The organism is Thauera sp. SWB20, from assembly GCF_000831325.1.
In the GTDB taxonomy this organism is placed as follows: domain Bacteria; phylum Pseudomonadota; class Gammaproteobacteria; order Burkholderiales; family Rhodocyclaceae; genus Thauera; species Thauera aminoaromatica.
Genome location: NZ_JTDM01000021.1, coordinates 315,536 through 332,641, shown reverse-complemented (window position 1 = coordinate 332,641; position 17,106 = coordinate 315,536). Strand labels below are relative to the sequence as shown.

The 17,106-nt window shown below is 69.1% G+C and carries 10 protein-coding genes; 8 read left to right on the top strand and 2 right to left on the bottom strand.

Annotated elements, in window-relative coordinates:
* Positions 1 to 60: 60 nt before the first annotated feature.
* Complete coding sequence (locus tag PO78_RS18905) at positions 61 to 3,342, bottom strand: EAL domain-containing protein (RefSeq protein WP_043746050.1); 3,282 nt, start codon at positions 3,340 to 3,342, stop codon at positions 61 to 63.
* A 151-nt stretch (positions 3,343 to 3,493) separates the two neighbouring features.
* Here PO78_RS18905 and PO78_RS18900 point away from each other — a divergent pair, with 151 nt between their 5' ends.
* Complete coding sequence (locus PO78_RS18900; RefSeq protein WP_004318358.1) at positions 3,494 to 5,389, top strand: SurA N-terminal domain-containing protein; 1,896 nt, start codon at positions 3,494 to 3,496, stop codon at positions 5,387 to 5,389.
* 159 nt (positions 5,390 to 5,548) lie between these two features.
* Here PO78_RS18900 and fabI read toward each other — a convergent pair whose 3' ends face one another.
* Positions 5,549 to 6,346, bottom strand: coding sequence for an enoyl-ACP reductase FabI (gene fabI, locus PO78_RS18895; protein ID WP_004318356.1), 798 nt, complete (start codon positions 6,344 to 6,346; stop codon positions 5,549 to 5,551).
* Between the two features lie 342 nt (positions 6,347 to 6,688).
* Between fabI and PO78_RS18890 the strand changes: the two genes are divergently transcribed.
* The 7 genes from PO78_RS18890 (at position 6,689) to PO78_RS18860 (ending at position 17,034) form a co-directional block, all read left to right on the top strand.
* Positions 6,689 to 8,902 (top strand): ABC transporter substrate-binding protein, encoded by a 2,214-nt coding sequence (locus PO78_RS18890; RefSeq protein ID WP_443080488.1) that lies wholly within the window; start codon positions 6,689 to 6,691, stop codon positions 8,900 to 8,902.
* Positions 8,902 to 9,879 carry an ABC transporter permease gene (locus tag PO78_RS18885; RefSeq protein ID WP_004329293.1) on the top strand — a complete coding sequence of 326 codons (978 nt, stop codon included), beginning with the start codon at positions 8,902 to 8,904 and terminating at the stop codon, positions 9,877 to 9,879. The genes PO78_RS18890 and PO78_RS18885 overlap by 1 nt, the downstream gene beginning before the upstream one ends.
* Positions 9,876 to 11,348, top strand: a complete 1,473-nt coding sequence (locus tag PO78_RS18880) for an ABC transporter permease (protein ID WP_012585586.1) — start codon at positions 9,876 to 9,878, stop codon at positions 11,346 to 11,348. Before PO78_RS18885 ends, PO78_RS18880 begins: the two co-directional genes overlap by 4 nt.
* Before the next feature lie 49 nt (positions 11,349 to 11,397).
* Positions 11,398 to 12,972 (top strand): protein adenylyltransferase SelO, encoded by a 1,575-nt coding sequence (locus tag PO78_RS18875; protein WP_043746047.1) that lies wholly within the window; start codon positions 11,398 to 11,400, stop codon positions 12,970 to 12,972.
* A gap of 204 nt (positions 12,973 to 13,176) precedes the next feature.
* Positions 13,177 to 13,938 (top strand): Crp/Fnr family transcriptional regulator, encoded by a 762-nt coding sequence (locus PO78_RS18870; protein ID WP_043746046.1) that lies wholly within the window; start codon positions 13,177 to 13,179, stop codon positions 13,936 to 13,938.
* Between the two features lie 150 nt (positions 13,939 to 14,088).
* Entirely contained in the window at positions 14,089 to 15,351 is a 1,263-nt protein-coding gene (locus PO78_RS18865; RefSeq protein ID WP_004301705.1) for an MFS transporter, read from the top strand.
* Positions 15,352 to 15,378: 27 nt separating this feature from the next.
* On the top strand, positions 15,379 to 17,034 hold the full coding sequence (locus PO78_RS18860) for an MFS transporter (RefSeq protein ID WP_043746043.1): 1,656 nt from the start codon (positions 15,379 to 15,381) through the stop codon (positions 17,032 to 17,034).
* The last annotated feature ends 72 nt before the right edge of the window (positions 17,035 to 17,106 follow it).

Genomic DNA, 17,106 nt, shown 5'->3' with positions numbered 1-17,106 from the left:
CTTCGCGCCTTCCGCCGCTCGTGCGGAGAGCGGGGTGCGCGCACAGGCGCGGTGTGTTCGTCAGGCGAGCGCCGCCACCTGCCTTTCGAACCACTCCCCGAACTCCCTCACGCCCAGCGGCTTCGAGAACAGATAACCCTGCATCGCGCGACAGCCGCGGCTGCTGAGGTAGCTGCGCTGTTCGAGCGTTTCCACGCCTTCGGCGACCACCTCCAGGCCGAGGTCGCGGGCGAGCGACAGGGTGGCCGAGGTGATCGCGGCGTCTTCCGGATTGTCCGGCAGGCCGTCGACGAAGGAGCGGTCGATCTTCAGGCGGCGCAGCGGCAGGCGCTTGAGGTAGGACAGGCTGGAGTAGCCGGTGCCGAAATCATCCAGGGCCAGCGTCAGTCCGAGCGCCACGAGCTGGTCGAAGCTCGCCACCAGCTCGGGCGTCGCGTCCATCAGCGCGCTCTCGGTGATCTCCAGCTCGATCCGCGCCGGATCGGCGCCCGTCTCGCCCAGCACGCGCGCCACCGTGGCGACGAAGTCGCGCCGGCGGAACTGCAGCGCCGAGATGTTTACCGCCACGTCGAGCGGCGGCAGGCCGGCGTCGCGCCAGCGCACCTGCTGCAGGCAGGCTTCGCGCAGCACCCATTCCCCGAGCGGCACGATCAGGCCGCTCTGTTCGGCGAAAGGGACGAAGCGGTCGGGCGGGAGCAGACCCCGCTCGGGATGTTGCCACCGCACCAAGGCCTCGCAGCCGTACACCCGGCCGCTCGCCGCGTCGATCTGGGGCTGGTAGTGCAGGCGCAGATCGCCGCTCTCGATCGCCTTGCGCAGCTCGGCCTCGGTCTGCAGTCGGCGGGTCACGCGCTGGGTCATCTCGGGCAGGAAGAAGCGGTAGGCGTTGCGGCCGGACTCCTTGGCCTCGTACATCGCAGTGTCGGCGTGCTTGAGCAGCGTATCGATCTCGCCACCGTCGGCGGGGTAGAGGGCGATTCCGATGCTCGCGCCGACGCGCAGCGGCTGGCTGTCGATCTGCAGCGGGCGGGCGAGCGCATCGAGCACGCGCTCGGCAACGCGCGCCGGCTCTTCGGCGTGCGCGAGGCGCGACAACAGGATCACGAACTCGTCGCCGCCGATGCGGGCGACCAGGTCTTCCGCGCGTACGCAGCCGCCGAGGCGGCAGGCCACCTGGGCGAGCAGGCGATCGCCGGCGGCGTGGCCGAGCGAGTCATTGACCGTCTTGAAGTCGTCGAGGTCGAGGAACAGCACGGCGCAGCGGTCGTCATGGCGCGCGGCGTGCCGCAGCACGTCCTGGGCGTGGTCCTGCCAGGCGCTGCGGTTGAGCAGCCCGGTGAGCGGGTCGAAGCGAGCGAGGTAGCGGATGCGGGCTTCGGCCTCGCGCAGCGCGGTGACGTCCTGCGCGGTACCGCGGATACGCCGGAGGCGGCCGCCCACATGCTCGCCCTCGATGCGGAACTGCAGCGTGCGCATCGGCAGACTGTCGGTGTTGCAGTCGAGCATGATCCGGCCCGGCTCCGTGGCGGCGCGTTCGAGCGCGTCGGTCAGGGCCGCGCGGCTGGCGGGGGCGATCGCGTCGATCAGGTCGGCGAGCGAGTTCAGGTCGCCTGCCGTGCTGTCGAGCAGCAGGTGGAGCTCGTCCGAGGCGTGCAGCCCGTCGCGTGCGCAGAGGGTCTCCCAGCTGCCGAGGCGGGCGATGCGCTGGGCGTCGATCAGTGCGGCGCGGTTTTCATGCAAGCGTACGCTCGCGGCCTGGAGCTCGGCGGTGCGGTGTTCGACCAGCGCCTGGATGCGGCGACGGTTGCCGGTGGTGATGAGCAGGAGCGCGCCGAGCATTGCGCTGGTGAGGACGCCGACCGCGATCGTGCCCCACGCTGCCCAGCTGCGCAGCTGTTCGATGTAGCGGGGCAGGGCGCGGGTGTGCAGCTCCCATCGACGACCGGCGAAATCGATGCTCGTGGTGCGCGCCAGGATCTCTTCCGGCCAGACCGACTCCTGTCCGCGATCGTCGCCGGCAAGCAGCGCCGACTCGGGCCCGGCGTCGCGGTCGGAGAGTCGCACCGCGATGCCCTGCGCCGCAGCCTGGCGTGAAACGGCTGCGAGCAGGTCGTCCATGCCCAGTGCCGCGGACACGACTCCGAGCGGGGCGCGGACCGGTGCAGGCGGCGAGGAGCCGAAAACGGCTTGATAGAGCACCACGGCATGCTGCTCCCCGTGCTCCTGCACCAGGCGCATGCGCGCGCTGGCCGCTGGCTGGCCGGTGGCCAGCGCGCGTTCGATCGCCTCGCCTGCGACCGGGAAGGACAGTGGATCCATGCCGAGCACGGCGTGGTTGCCCTCTTCGGGCTCGACGTGCGTGACCGGGAAATACTCGCGACGCTCGGTAGCAGGCGAAGTTTGTCCGGCGGGATCGCGGTCGAGGATGCGGTAATCGACCCGGCAGTCGCTCCGGATCCCCTCTTCGAATGCCGCGCGCTCAGCGTGTCTTACGTAAGGGTTCCAGGTGAAGCTGCGCGTGCCCGGGTGCAGTCGCATCCAGGGCGCGACGAACTCGTGGAAATCGGCGCGCGAGACCTGGTCGCTCGCGAGCAGCAGGCGCTCGATCGAACGCACCATGTCGACCTGTTCTTCGAGGCGCTTCTGCAGCAGGGCGGAGAGATGGACGCTGTCGCGCTCGAACTGCGCCCGCACGCGCGAATCCTCCCAGCTCACCACCTGCCGGTAGGCGAGGGCGAGCAGCACGAGCGCGATCGACATCGGCAGCGCGACGCCGAGTCTGCGCTGGCGCCAGTCCTGCGCCGGGCGGCCAATGAACACCAGGGTGAGCGGGGCGGCGACGAGCATGCCCAGGGTGTCGCCGGTCCACCAGGTCCACCAGTTGAAGAGCGCGTCGGATGCCGGGATCACCGCCGCCCAGACCAGGGCGGAGACGCCGATCGTCGAGCACACCAGCCCGCTAAGCGGCATGCAGATGCCGAGGAAGCGCATCACCGAGCCGGCCGTGTCGAGCGTGTCGCCGGGCGCGAGCAGCCGGCGCGCGAGCAGGACGCCGACCACCGCCTGCAGGGTGGCGCCTATCGGGACGGCGAGCGGACCGAGCGGATTCCAGCCTGCGCTGCCGAGCAGCGGCCAGGCGGTGGCGAGCTGGACCAGGGCCGACCCTGCGAACACCGCAGGCCACAGGCGCAGTCCGAACACGAACAGCGCGGCGAGTGCGATACCGGCCGGTGGAAAGAAGGGGGCGGTGTAGCCCGGTGGGATGGCGAGATGGAGGGCGGGATAGCCGACCGCCCAATAGGCCAGGGCGAGGACGACTGCGGGGAGAGGGCTTGCGCGCATCCGCGCAGTATATTGAGCGCCGTTCCCTGCGCGCTGTGACGGATGGCATGCCGCGGACCCGAAGCCGGACCGATGCGCTAAACTGCGGAACTTTTCGCGCCGGGATCCTGCCACACGGCTGCATTTTTCTGTCCTTTCCACGGAATACGAGATGTTCGAGGCTGTTCGCAACAATAAACGCGTCGCCCAGGTGATCCTGGCGCTCCTGATCGTCCCCTTCGCCTTCTTCGGCATGGACGCCTACTTCAGCGACTCGGGTTCGGCGAACGAGGCCGCGCGTGTCGGCGGCACCACCATAGGAGCATGGGAGTTCGACCAGGCCCTGCGCGAGCAGCAGGACCGCCTGCGGCAGGACGGCGGGGGCCAGGTCGACCGTGCGCTGCTGCAGTCGGCCGAACTGCGGCGAGCCGTGCTCGAGAACCTGATCAACCAGCGCGTGCTCGCACTCTACGCCGCCGAGAACCGTCTCGTGGTGACGCCGCAGCAGCTGCAGGAGACCATCGCCGGCGTGGCCTCCTTCCAGGAAAACGGCAGCTTCTCGCTGCAGCGCTACGAGACCCTGCTGCGTGCCCAGGGCATGACCCCCGCGACTTTCGAGGCGCGCCTGGCGCAGGACGTGCGGGTGCAGCAGATCGTCGCGGCGGTCGGCGACGCCGGCATCGTTCCACAGGCATCGGCACGGCGCTTCCTCGACGCCCAGCTGGAGTCGCGCAGCGTGCGCGAGTTCCGCCTCTCGGCGAAGGCCCTGGCGGCCGACGTCAAGGTGGACGACGCGCAGGTCAGCGCCTACTACGAGGCCAACCCGACGCGCTTCGAGCGCCCGGCGCGGCTGCAGGCCGAATACCTGGTCTTCGACCGCGCGGCGGTCGAGCGTGGCGTCGAGGTCGCGGACGACGCGGTGCGCGCCTTCTACGACGGCAATCCGCAGCGCTTCGGCGTGCCCGAGGAGCGCCAGGCTCGTCACATCCTGCTCGCCCTCGACCAAGGCGCCGAGCAGGCCGAGGTCGATCGCGTGATGGCCGAGGCGCGAGCGCTCGTCGAGCAACTGCGCGCCGATCCCGCGCGCTTCGCCGCCCTCGCGAAGGAGAAGTCGCAGGATCCGGGCTCGGCCGGCAACGGCGGCGATCTCGGTTTCTTCGCCCGCGGCGTGATGGTCGGCGCCTTCGAGGACGCGGTGTTCGGTCTGCAGAAAGGCGTGATCGGCGAGCCGGTGCGCAGCGACTTCGGCGTGCACATCGTCGAGGTCACCGACATCAAGCCTTCCTCGGTCAAGCCCTTCGAGGCCGTGCGCGCGGAGATCCTCGCCGAGCTGCGCGCCCAGGAGGCCGGTCGTCGTTTCGCGGAGCTGGCCGAGCAGTTCTCCAACACGGTGTACGAGCAGCCCGACAGCCTGCAGCCCGCGGCCGAGGCGCTCGGCCTCAAGACCGCCACCACCGACTGGATCAGCCGCGACTCCGCCCCGGCGCCGCTCGCCGACGAGCGCGTGATCTCGGCCCTGTTCGGCGACGAGGCGGTGCAGAAAAGCCGCAACACCGAGGCCATCGAGATCGGCAACGGCACCCTGGTGTCGGCGCGGGTCAAGGCCTTCGAGCCGGCGCGCCGGCTGCCGCTCGACGAGGTCCGCGAGCGCATCGTCGAACTCGTCCGCATCGAGCAGGGCCGGGTGAAGGCCACCCGTGCGGGCGAGGAGATGCTGGCCGCGCTGCGCAGGGGCGAGCAGCCCGCAGCCCGCTGGGGCGAGGCGCGCAAGCTGCAGCGTGGTGCCCCCGGGCTGCCGGCGGCGGCCATGCAGGCGGTGTTCTCGGCGTCGGCCGAGACGCTCCCGGTGCACGTCGGCGTGCAGTCGACCGAGGGCGACTACGTGCTGTACCGCATCGAGGCGGTCGAGCGCGCGCAGATCGGCGACGCGGACCCGCGCGTCGCCGCGGTTACGGGACAGTACAAGCAGCTCCTGGCCGGGCGCGACTTCGGCGCCTTCCTGAGCGAGCTGCGCCAGCGCTACGAGGTCACGATCAACCCGACGGCACTGCAGGTCGAGCCGCGCTGATTCCCAGCGGATCCCCGCATGCTCCGCCACTCGCCCGTGCGGCGGGGGCAGCATGGAAACAAAAAGCCCGGTGTCGAAACCGGGCTTTTTTGTGCCGTCCGCCGAGGCTCGGCAGGCGGATGCGGCGGCTGCCGCGCAGCGCCGTCCGCCGCGATATCCTTACTGCGGCAGCGGCAGCGCGTTGCCGAGCGCGGTGGTGTTGAAGCCGCCATCCACGTACATGACCTCGCCGGTGATGCCGCTGGCCAGGTCCGAGCACATGAAGGCGGCGGCGTTACCCACTTCCTCGATGGTCACGTTGCGGCGCAGCGGGGCGTTGTGCTCGTTGAAGGCGAGCAGCTTGCCGAAGCTGCCGATGCCCGAGGCCGCGAGCGTCTTGATCGGGCCGGCGGAGATCGCGTTGGCGCGGATGCCTTCCGGGCCGAGGGTGACGGCGAGGTAGCGCACCGAGGCTTCCAGGCTGGCCTTGGCGAGACCCATGATGTTGTAGTTGGGCATGGTGCGCACGGCACCCAGGTAGGACAGGGTCAGCACGCTGGCGTTGCGGCCCTGCATCATCGGGCGCGCGGCCTTGACCAGCGCCGGGAAGCTGTAGGTGCTGACCTCCTGCGAGATGCGGAAGGCCTCGCGGGTGAGGCCGTCGAGGAAATCGCCCTCGAGTGCCTCGCCGGGGGCGAACGCGATCGAATGCACCAGCGCGTCGAGGCCGTCCCAGTGCTGCCCGAGCTGCTCGAACAGGCCGGTGATCTGCGCGTCGTCCTGAACGTCGAGCGGGAAGATCAGGCTGCTGCCGAAGTCGGCCGCCAGCTTGGCGACGCGGTCCTTGAAGCGGTCGTTCTGGTAAGTGAAGGCGAGCTCGGCGCCTTCACGGTGCATGGCCTTGGCGATGCCGTAGGCAATCGAACGGTTGCTGAGCAGACCGGTGATGAGGATTCGTTTGCCGGCGAGAAAGCCCATGAGAAATGACTCCGAATGACAAGACGGGGATTATAGCGAAAAACCGTCAAAACCCTTCGACGGACGGGACTTTCGCCCGCGCGGGGGGATGGAAGGAGGCGACGGAGCCGGTAGGGCAGGCCATGTTTCGTCGAGGCGGGCGGGTCACGGCTGTGGGTCCGAGGCCGTGTGCAGATCGCAAGCGCGTGCGAAACCTGCCAGAATCCGCGCTTTCATCGAAGCTTCCGCGTGCCCGTGCGCCGGTTCTCCTGCCCTCTCCGGACCCCCGGCCGCCCCGGCCCGATCCGCCCTGCGCACCCGCGCAGGGCGGGTGCGTCGTTACGTTCCGCGGCTGCGCTGTTGATCGCCTGCCTGGCACTCGCGGCCTGCGGCCCGGTGTGGAACGACCCCTATCCGGTGGCCGAGCGCGGGGAACACATCCTGTACACCGCCTTCACCGAGCGCCCCAAGCATCTCGATCCGGTGCAGTCCTACAGCGAGGACGAGGCGAGCTTCCTGTACCAGATCGTCGAGCCGCCGCTGCAGTACCACTACCTGAAGCGCCCCTATGTGCTCGAGCCCGCCACCGCCGAGGCCATGCCGAGCCTGCGCCGGCTCGACGCTGGCGGCCGCGAGCTGCCCGCGAACGCCGACCCGGCCAAGGTGGTGCGTACCGTGGTCGAGGTGCGTATCCGCCCGGGCATCCTGTACCAGCCCCACCCGGCCTTCGCCCTCGATGAGGATGGCAGCCCGCGCTATCTCGGCCTTGGCGAGGCCGACCTGCGCGCAGTGCGGGGTCTCGGCGACTTCGCCGCGACCGGCACGCGCGAGCTCGAGGCGCGCGACTACGTCTATCAGATCAAGCGTCTCGCCCATCCGCGCCTGCACTCGCCGATCTTCGAGCTCATGGCGGAGTATCTGCCCGGGCTCCAGGAGCTGCAGGCCGGGCTGGTTGCGGCAACCAAGGAAGGCAGGGCGAGCGGTGCCGCGGCGAAGGACGACCCGCCCGGCTGGCTGGATCTCGACCGCTTCGCGCTGCCCGGCGTGGAGGTGGTGGACCGCCACACCTTGCGCATCACCCTGCAGGGCGCCTATCCGCAGTTCCAGTATTGGCTTTCGATGCCCTTCTTCAGCCCGGTGCCGCGCGAGGTGGACCGCTTCTTCGCCCAGCCCGGCATGGCCGAGCGCAACCTGACGCTGGACTGGTGGCCGGTGGGCACCGGGCCGTACATGCTGGTCGAGAACAACCCCAACGCGCGCATGGTGCTTGCGCGCAATCCGAACTACCGCGGCGACGCCTATCCCTGCGCGGGCGAGTCCGGCGATGCCGAGGCTGGGTTGCTCGGCGACTGCGGCAAGCCCATGCCATTCATCGACAAGGTGGTGTTCTCGCGCGAGCGCGAGGGCATCCCATACTGGAACAAGTTCCTGCAAGGCTATTACGACGCCTCGGGCGTGTCTTCGGACAACTTCGACCAGGCCGTCAGTCTCACCAGCCAGGGCGAGGTGACGCTCTCGGACGACATGCGCGACAAGGGCATCCGCCTGCTCACCTCGGTGTCGCCGTCGATCTTCTACCTCGGCTTCAACATGCTCGACCCGCTCGTGGGCGGCGGTGCCTCGAAGGCGGAGAAGGAGCGCGCGCGCAAGCTGCGCCAGGCGATCTCGATCGCGCTCGACATGGAGGAGTTCGTGTCGATCTTCCTCAACGGCCGCGGCCTGCCCGGCATGAGCCCCTTGCCGCCGGGCATCTTCGGCGCGCGCGCGGGACGGGCGGGGATGAACCCGGTGGTGTACGAGTGGCAGGGCAGCGAGGCGGACGGCCGTCCCGTGCGCCGTGGCGTCGACGAGGCGCGCCGCCTGCTCGCCGAGGCCGGCTGGCCAAATGGACGCGATGCGCAGACCGGCGAGCCGCTGGTGATCCACCTCGACACCACGCCCGGCGGGCTGGGCGACAAGGCGCGCTCGGACTGGCTGGCGAAGAAGTTCCGCGCGCTGGGCGTGCAGTTCGTCGTGCGGCCGACCGACTTCAACCGCTTCCAGGACAAGATCCGCCAGGGTAACGCGCAGCTCTTCTTCTTCGGCTGGAACGCAGACTACCCCGATCCGGAGAACCTGCTCTTCCTGCTCCACGGCCCGCAGGGCAAGGTGAAGTTCAACGGCCAGAACGCGGCCAACTACGAGAACCCGGAATACGACGCGCTGTTCGAGCGCATGAAGGCCATGCCCGACGGCCCCGCGCGCCAGCAGATCATCGACCGCATGGTGGCGATGCTGCAGCACGACGCGCCGTGGATCTTCGCCTTCCACCCGATGTCGTATTCGCTGCAGCATGGCTGGGTGCTCAACCGCAAGACCGGGGCCATGGTGCGCAACACCATGAAGTACCAGCGCATCGACCTCGAGCGCCGTGCCGCTGCGCGCACGGAGTGGAACGCGCCGGTGACCTGGCCGCTGCTGCTGGTGGCGGCGCTGCTCGCCGCGCTGGTGGCGCCGGCGGCGATCCACTGGCGCCGGCGCGAGACCGCGACCGCGGCGCCGGGCGCGGCCGGGTCCGGCGCGCGAGGAGGGCGCTGATGCCGGCCTACCTGCTGCGCCGCCTGCTCTACGCGGTGCCGATCCTGATCGGGGTGAACCTGCTCACCTTCGTGCTCTTCTTCGTGGTGAACTCGCCCGACGACATGGCGCGCATGCACATCGGCGTCAAGCGCGCCACGCCCGAGGCCATCGAGCGCTGGAAGGTCGAGCGCGGCTACGACAAGCCGATGTTCATCAACGACGCCGCGAGCGGCAGCGCGCGCCTCACCGAGACCCTCTTCTTCGACAAGTCGCTGCGCATGTTCGCGCTCGAGTTCGGCCGCGCCGACGACGGCCGCGACATCGGCCAGGAGATCCGCGAGCGCATGGGGCCCTCGCTGGCGATCGCGCTGCCGACCTTCGTGCTCAGCCTCGTGGTGTCGATCAGCTTCGCGCTGCTGCTGGTGTTCTTCCGCGCCACCTGGCTGGATTTCTGGGGCGTGGTGCTGTGCGTGGCGATGATGTCGATCTCCAGCCTGTTCTACATCATCGGCGGCCAGTGGCTGGTGTCCAAGCTGTGGGCATTGGTGCCGATCTCGGGCTACGCGCCCGGGCTGGATGCAGCGCGCTTCCTGGTCTTGCCGGTGCTGATCAGCGTGGTGGCCGGCATCGGCTCTTCGGCGCGGTGGTACCGCACGATCTTCCTCGAGGAGATCTCGAAGGACTACGTGCGCACCGCGCGCGCGAAGGGGCTGTCGGAGCTCGCGGTGCTGTTCCGCCATGTGCTGCGCAATGCGCTGATCCCGATCCTGACCGGGGTGGTGGTGGTGATCCCGCTGCTCTTCATGGGCAGCCTGCTGGTGGAGTCCTTTTTCGCGATTCCCGGCCTGGGCAGCTACACGATCGACGCGATCAACGCGCAGGACTTCGCGGTGGTGCGGGCGATGGTGTTCATCGGCTCGGTGCTGTACATCGTCGGCTTGATCCTCACCGACCTGTCCTACACCCTGGCCGATCCGCGGGTGAGGCTGCAATGAGCGCATCGAGCGTGATCTTGGGCTTTCAGCCGGTGCTGCTGTGGACCGACGCGTTGCTCTTCCTGCTCGTCGCGCTGGCGCTGCTGGCGGGCATGCGCGCGCGTGCGCAGGCGCCGCTGCGCGCGGCCTGGCGCAAGGTGGGGAGGCGACCGACCGGGATGGCGGCGGCCACCGTGTTGCTGGCCTTCCTCGTCGTGGGCCTGGTCGACAGCCTGCACTACCGGCCGCTGCTGCCGGCGCTGGAGCGCGTGGCGGGGGCGGATGGGGGCGGGCCGGCAAGCGGAGCAGCACCGGCGGCTCCGGTCGTTTCCACCGAGGTGCTGTCGGCGCTCGACGCCCTGCTCGCGCCGCTGCGCCTGCGCACCGAGAAGACCTATTCCGCGCCCTTCGCGTGGACGCTGTACCAGCGCGAGACGATGGAGACCGCCGACGGCGGCCAGGTGCGCGACTATCCGCGTCTCGCCCACGGCGCGGCCCACCTCGGCGCCGACCCGGGCCCGGCGCGGGCGGGCGACCTCGCGCTGCGGCTGGCGAAGGCGCTCGCGCAGGCGGCGCTCGCGTGGCTGCTCGCCTTCGTCGTGCTCGCCAGCCTGGTATGGCGCGGCAGCGGGCTGCGCTGGGGCGAGGTGGCCGCGGCCTTGCTGGCCGGACACACCGTGCTGGCCTGGCGCGCGGCGCTGGTGACGCTGGCGGTGCTGCTCGCGGTGGTGGGGGTGTGCGTGGAGCTGGCGCCGCTCTACCACGTGCTCGGCACCGACAAGGTCGGGCAGGACGTGCTCTACCTGGCGCTCAAGAGCGTGCGCACGGCGCTGGTGATCGGCACCCTGACGACGCTGGTGATGATGCCCTTCGCGGTCGCGCTCGGCATCGCCGCGGGTTACCTTGGCGGCTGGGTGGACGATGCCGTGCAGTACGTATACACCGTGCTCAACGCGATCCCCGGAGTGCTGTTGATCGCCGCCGCGGTGCTGATGATGCAGGTCGTCATCGACACGAATCCGCACTGGTTCGACACCGCAGCCGAGCGCTCGGATGCGCGCCTGCTGGCACTGTGCTTCATCCTCGGCATCACCAGCTGGACGGGGCTGGCGCGCCTGTTGCGCGGCGAGACGCTCAAGCTGCGCGAGCTCGAGTACGTGCAGGCGGCGCGCGCCTTCGGGGTGTGCACCCCGGCGATCCTGCGCCGCCACATCCTGCCCAACCTGATGCATATCGTGCTGATCGCGCTGGTGATGGACTTCTCCGGGCTGGTGCTGGCCGAGGCGGTGCTGTCCTACGTCGGCATCGGCGTCGACCCGTCGACGATCAGCTTCGGCACCATGATCAACATGGCGCGTGCCGAACTCGCGCGCGAGCCGATGGTCTGGTGGTCGTTGGCGGCGGCCTTCGTGTTCATGTTCGTGCTCGTGCTCGCCGCCAACCTGTTCGCCGACGTGGTGCGCGACGCCTTCGACCCGCGCCGCGCCTGAGCGCGCCCTGGCCCGCACCCGCCGGGCCGACCATGACGAGGATTTCCCGATGAGAGCGCTTCGCTTCGACAACCGCTTCGTGCGCGAGCTGCCCGCCGATCCCGAAGCGGAGAACCACGTCCGTCCGGTCCATGGCGCCTGCTACTCGCGGGTGATGCCGACGCCGGTGCGGGCGCCGCGCCTGCTGGCGTGGTCGCGCGAGGTGGCGCACATCCTGGGCCTGGAGGAGGCCGACGTGCGCAGCGCCGAGTTCGCCCGCGTCTTCGGCGGGAACGGCCTGCTGCCCGGCATGGAGCCCTACGCCGCCTGCTACGGCGGCCACCAGTTCGGCAACTGGGCGGGGCAGCTCGGTGACGGGCGCGCGATCACGCTCGGCGAGTCGATCAATGCGCGTGGCGAACGCTGGGAGCTGCAGCTCAAGGGCGCCGGGCCGACGCCGTATTCGCGTTTCGCCGACGGCCGCGCGGTGCTGCGCTCCTCGCTGCGCGAGTTCCTGTGCAGCGAGGCGATGCACCACCTGGGCGTACCGACCACGCGCGCGTTGAGCCTGGTGGGAACCGGCGAGACCGTGGTGCGCGACATGCTCTACGACGGCAATCCCCGACCCGAGCCGGGCGCGGTGGTGTGCCGGGTGGCGCCGTCCTTCATCCGCTTCGGCAACTTCGAGATCTTCGCCTCGCGCGGCGAGGAGGCGCTGCTCGAGCGCCTGATCGACTTCACCATCGCGCGCGATTTCCCCGAACTCGCCGCCGAGCCCGATGCGGCGGCGCGGCGCATCCGCTGGTTCGACGAGGTCTGCCGGCGCACCGCGGTGCTGGTCGCGCACTGGATGCGGGTGGGCTTCGTGCATGGGGTCATGAACACAGACAACATGTCCATCCTCGGCCTCACCATCGATTACGGCCCCTACGGCTGGGTCGACGACTTCGACCCCGACTGGACGCCCAATACCACCGACGCCGGCGGGCGCCGCTACCGCTTCGGCAACCAGCCGTTCATCGCGCATTGGAACCTGTGGCAGCTCGCCAACGCGATCTATCCGGTGGTGCGCGAGGTCGAGCCGCTGGAGCGCGCGCTCGCCGCGTACGCGGACGTCCATGATTCGAGCTATCGCGACATGATGCGCGCCAAGCTCGGCCTCGCCGAATGGCGTGGTGGCGAGGAGGGCGACGACGGCCTGCTCGAGCGCCTGCACCGCCTGCTCGCGGCAGGCGAGGTGGACATGAGCCTGTTCTTCCGCCGCCTCGCCGACGTCGATCCGGCGGCGCCCACGCTGGAGCCGCTCGCCGAGGCCTTCTACGACCCCACGCGCCGCGCCGCGGTGGAGGCGGAGCTGCTCGCCTGGTTGCGAGCGCATGGCGCGCGCGTGCTCGGCGACGGTCGGCTGGCCGCGGCGCGACGGGCGGAGATGAACCGCGTCAATCCGCTCTACGTGCCGCGCAACTACCTGGCCCAGCAGGCGATCGACGCCGCGGAGGGTGGGGACATGAGCGAGCTCGAGGCCCTGCTCGAGGTACTGCGCCGACCCTACGACGAGCAGCCCGGGCGCGATCGCTTCGCGGCGCGCCGGCCGGACTGGGCGCGCGATCGCCCCGGCTGCTCCATGCTCTCCTGCAGTTCCTGAACGTGCAGGCGGCATCGCGCGTGGTCGCCGCCGGGCGTGCCTGCGCCATCCGGGTTCGCCGCTTCCCGAGGGCTCCTTGAGGCGAGGGTAGTCCTTTCGGCGTAGCGCTCCGTCGATCGGCCAATGGCCAGCGGCCGTGCCAGGGTCTAGGATGGAACTGGAGGAGGAACCGTCGCGACCCATGCCGGCGGATAAAACAGACCTGTGTCCACCATCGTCCTGACTCATGCGGAGGAGTCGCGCGTGCGTCCTGCGCTCGCGCGCAAGGCCGTTTCGCCTCGCGAGGCCTTGGCGCGCATGCCGATCCTGCTCGGCAGCGGGCCCGAGGTGCTCGACGAGCTTGCGCGCGGCGCGGAGTTCGTCCGCCTGTCCTCGTCGGCCACGGTGTTCGAGCGCGGCTCCCACCCCAGCGGCCTGTTCTTCGTCTGCAACGGCGCGGTCCGCCTGATGGTCAGCGGGCCCGAGGGCAAGGACAAGGTGGTCGAGCTCTTCGAGCCGGGCGGCATGTTCGGCGAGATCGGCGTGTTCACCGGCGAGCGCTATCGAACGTGGACGCAGGCGGTCGGCGCGGTCGTGCTGGTGCATGTTCCGCGCGAGCGCGTGCTGGCCGCGGTGGCGATGGACAATTCGCTCTCCAACCGCATGCTGGTCGCGGTGTGCGCGCGCATCCAGCGCCTGATCGACGCGATCGGCAGCACCGTCGGCGGCCCGGCGGCGGTGCGCGTGGCGAGCTATCTGCTCGAACAGCTCGAGCGCGGTGCGCGCAGCGATGGTTGCATCGTCCTGGCCGCGCCCAAGAAGACCATCGCCTCCTTGCTCAACCTCACGCCCGAGACGCTCTCGCGGGTGTTGCGCAGCCTGGTCGAGGAGGGCGTGCTCACCGTGAGCGGCCGTCGCATCCGCGTGCGCAACCGTGCGCAGCTCGCCCGCCTGCTGACGCACGACGAGGCGGTCCTACCCCTCTGAGCTCGTCCGGGCTAGTCACTAAGGACTAGTCCACCTTCGTGCCGGCAGCGCCGATCCCGTGCTTTTGGCGAATGGTGCGGGGCGCCGCCCGAGCCTATCCTCACCCCGGAAAATTCGTGACCGTCGGACCTTTCCGGAGCGCAGTGGGAAATGGCTACTCGCAAGTTTCAGCAGATGTCCGTGCTCATCATGAGCACCACCGCATTCACCGTCTGTTTTGCCGTGTGGATGCTGTTCGCGGTGATCGGTATCCCGATCAAGGAGGTTCTCGCCCTCAACGAGACCCAGTTCGGCCTGCTGGCGGCTACCCCGGTGCTGACCGGATCGCTGATCCGTCTGCCCCTCGGCATGCTCACCGACAAGTTCGGCGGCCGCATCGTCTTCTTCGTGCTGATGCTGTGCACCGTGCTGCCGATCTGGCTGATCGGCCATGCGACCGAATACTGGCAGTTCCTCGTCGCCGGCCTCTTTGTCGGCTTCGCGGGCGGCTCCTTCTCGGTCGGCATCGCCTACTGCGCGCGCTGGTTCGAACGCCAGAACCAGGGCTTCGCGATGGGGGTGTTCGGTGCCGGCAACTCGGGCGCCGCGGTCACCAAGTTCGTCGCGCCCACGCTGGTGGTCATGTTCGGCTGGCAGATGGTGCCGCAGGTCTATGCGGCGGCGATGCTGATCACCGCGGTCGCGTTCTGGTTCTTCACCTACGACGACCCCGAGCACCGGGTGCACTCCTCGGTGACCTTCCGCGACCAGCTGCGCGTGCTCAAGGATCCGCGCGTGTGGAAGTACTGCCAGTACTACTCGATCGTGTTCGGCGGCTACGTCGGCCTGTCGCTGTGGCTCACCAAGTACTACGTCAACGAGTTCGGCATGGGCATCCAGGCGGCGGCGCTGCTCGCTGCCTGCTTCTCCCTGCCCGGCGGCGTGCTGCGCGCGGTGGGCGGCTGGCTGTCCGACCGCTACGGCGCGCACAAGGTCACCTGGTGGGTGATGTGGGCGTCGTGGATCTGCCTGTTCCTGCTCTCCTATCCGAACACCGACTTCACCGTGCAGACCGTCGAGGGGCCGCGCACCTTCAGCATCCACCTCAACGTGTGGGTGTTTACGATCCTGCTCTTCATCGTCGGCATCGCCTTCGCCTTCGGCAAGGCCTCGGTGTTCAAGTACATCTCCAACGAGTTCCCCAAGGAGATCGGCGCGGTCTCCGGCATCGTCGGCCTGGTGGGCGGCATGGGCGGCTTCCTGTTGCCGATCATGTTCGGCGCCCTGGTCGACCTCACCGGCGTGCGCTCGAGCGCCTTCATGCTGCTCTACGGCGTGACCTGGGTTTCCCTGATCTGGATGTACCTGACGGAAGTCCGTCGTGTCGACATGTTCGACGGTCACGACACCGCGGTCGACTCGTCCAAGGCCTGATTCGCAAGACAACGAGGAGTGGGTTTCATGCAAGCAAGCAATGTCGCGGCGCCGAGCCCGGCGATCACCAGCAGCGTCGACCTCGTCGATTGGCGCCCCGAGGACGAGGCCTTCTGGAAGGAGAAGGGCTCGCGGATCGCCAACCGCAACCTGTGGATCTCCATCCCCAGCCTGCTGTGCGGCTTCGCCGTGTGGCTGATGTGGGGGATCATCACGGTGCAGATGGCCAACGCGGGCTTCCCCTTCGCCCCCGACCAGCTCTTCTCGCTCGCCGCGATCGCCGGCCTGTCGGGTGCCACCACGCGCATCCCGGCCTCCTTCTTCATCCGCATCTGCGGCGGTCGCAACACCGTGTGGCTGACCACCGCGCTGCTGATGATCCCCGCCGTGGGCACCGGCATCGCGCTGCAGAGTCTGGAGACGCCGCTGTGGGTGTTCCAGCTCATGGCGCTGCTGTCGGGCATGGGCGGCGGCAACTTCGCCTGCTCGATGGCCAATATCTCCACCTTCTTCCCCAAGCGCCTGCAGGGCACCGCGCTCGGCCTCAACGCCGGCTTGGGCAACTTCGGCGTGACCACCTCGCAGCTGCTGATCCCGGCAGTGATGACCATGGGGGTGTTCGGCGCACTCGGCGGCGACGCGATCCCGCTGGTCAAGGATTCCGCCACGCTGATCGGCAAGATCGCCGCCGGCACGCCGACCTACGTGCAGAACGCCGGCTTCGTCTGGCTGCTGCTGTTGGTGCCGCTCGCGGTGGTCGGCTGGTTCGGCATGAACAACCTCCTCACCGTGTCGCCCAACATCGGCTCCACGGGCGCGGCGCTCGGCAAGATCATCCTGTTCTACGGCATCGCCCTGGTGGTCTCGGCGATCGGTCTCTACCTCTACCTGCCGAGCGGCCTCGGCGTGCTCGCGGGCGGCGGGATGTGGATCATGCTGCCGCTGGTCATCCTCGGCACGCTGTACGGCATGAAGTTCGCCGCCAGCGGCGAGATGAAGACCAATCTCGACAAGCAGTTCGCGATCTTCCGCAACAAGCACACCTGGTCGATGACCGCGCTCTACGTGGTGACCTTCGGCTCCTTCATCGGTTTCTCGATGGCGCTGCCGCTGTCGATCACGGTGATCTTCGGCAACACCCACGTGCTCGATCCGGCCACCCAGGCCTGGGTGCATGCGAAGAACCCGAACGCGCCCTCCGCGCTGATGTTCGCCTGGATCGGCCCCTTCGTCGGCGCGTTGATCCGACCGGTGGGCGGCTGGATCTCGGACAAGCTGGGCGGCTCGATCGTGACCCAGTGGATCTCGATCGTGCTCGTGATCGCCTCCGCGGTGACCGGCTACGTGATGTTCCTCGCCTACCACTCGGCGACGCCGGAACAGTACTTCTTCATGTTCATGGCGCTGTTCGTGCTGCTGTTCGCGGCCTCCGGCATCGGCAACGGCTCGACCTTCCGTACCGTGGGCTTCGTGTTCGACAAGGACGAGCGCGGCCCCGTGCTGGGCTGGACCTCTGCGGTGGCGGCCTACGGCTCCTTCATCGCTCCGGTGGTGATCGGCGGCCAGATCAAGGCCGGCACGCCCGAGTACGCGATGTACGGCTTTGCAGTGTTCTACGCCCTGTGCGTGGTCCTCAACTGGTGGTTCTACCTGCGCAAGGACGCGTACATCCAGAACCCCTGATTCCCGCCCGACCGACGGATTCCCTTTTTCAACCAGACTTTTACCGATCGCGCTTGACGAACGAAGCGACGA

Excerpts from the sequence above, each read along its gene's own strand:
- PO78_RS18865 (WP_004301705.1), top strand. The coding sequence starts at position 14,089 with ATGGCTACTCGCAAGTTTCAGCAGATGTCCGTGCTCATCATGAGCACC.
- PO78_RS18905 (WP_043746050.1), bottom strand. The coding sequence starts at position 3,342 with ATGCGCGCAAGCCCTCTCCCCGCAGTCGTCCTCGCCCTGGCCTATTGG.
- PO78_RS18900 (WP_004318358.1), top strand. The coding sequence starts at position 3,494 with ATGTTCGAGGCTGTTCGCAACAATAAACGCGTCGCCCAGGTGATCCTG.
- PO78_RS18875 (WP_043746047.1), top strand. The coding sequence starts at position 11,398 with ATGAGAGCGCTTCGCTTCGACAACCGCTTCGTGCGCGAGCTGCCCGCC.
- PO78_RS18885 (WP_004329293.1), top strand. The coding sequence starts at position 8,902 with ATGCCGGCCTACCTGCTGCGCCGCCTGCTCTACGCGGTGCCGATCCTG.
- PO78_RS18860 (WP_043746043.1), top strand. The coding sequence starts at position 15,379 with ATGCAAGCAAGCAATGTCGCGGCGCCGAGCCCGGCGATCACCAGCAGC.
- fabI (WP_004318356.1), bottom strand. The coding sequence starts at position 6,346 with ATGGGCTTTCTCGCCGGCAAACGAATCCTCATCACCGGTCTGCTCAGC.
- PO78_RS18880 (WP_012585586.1), top strand. The coding sequence starts at position 9,876 with ATGAGCGCATCGAGCGTGATCTTGGGCTTTCAGCCGGTGCTGCTGTGG.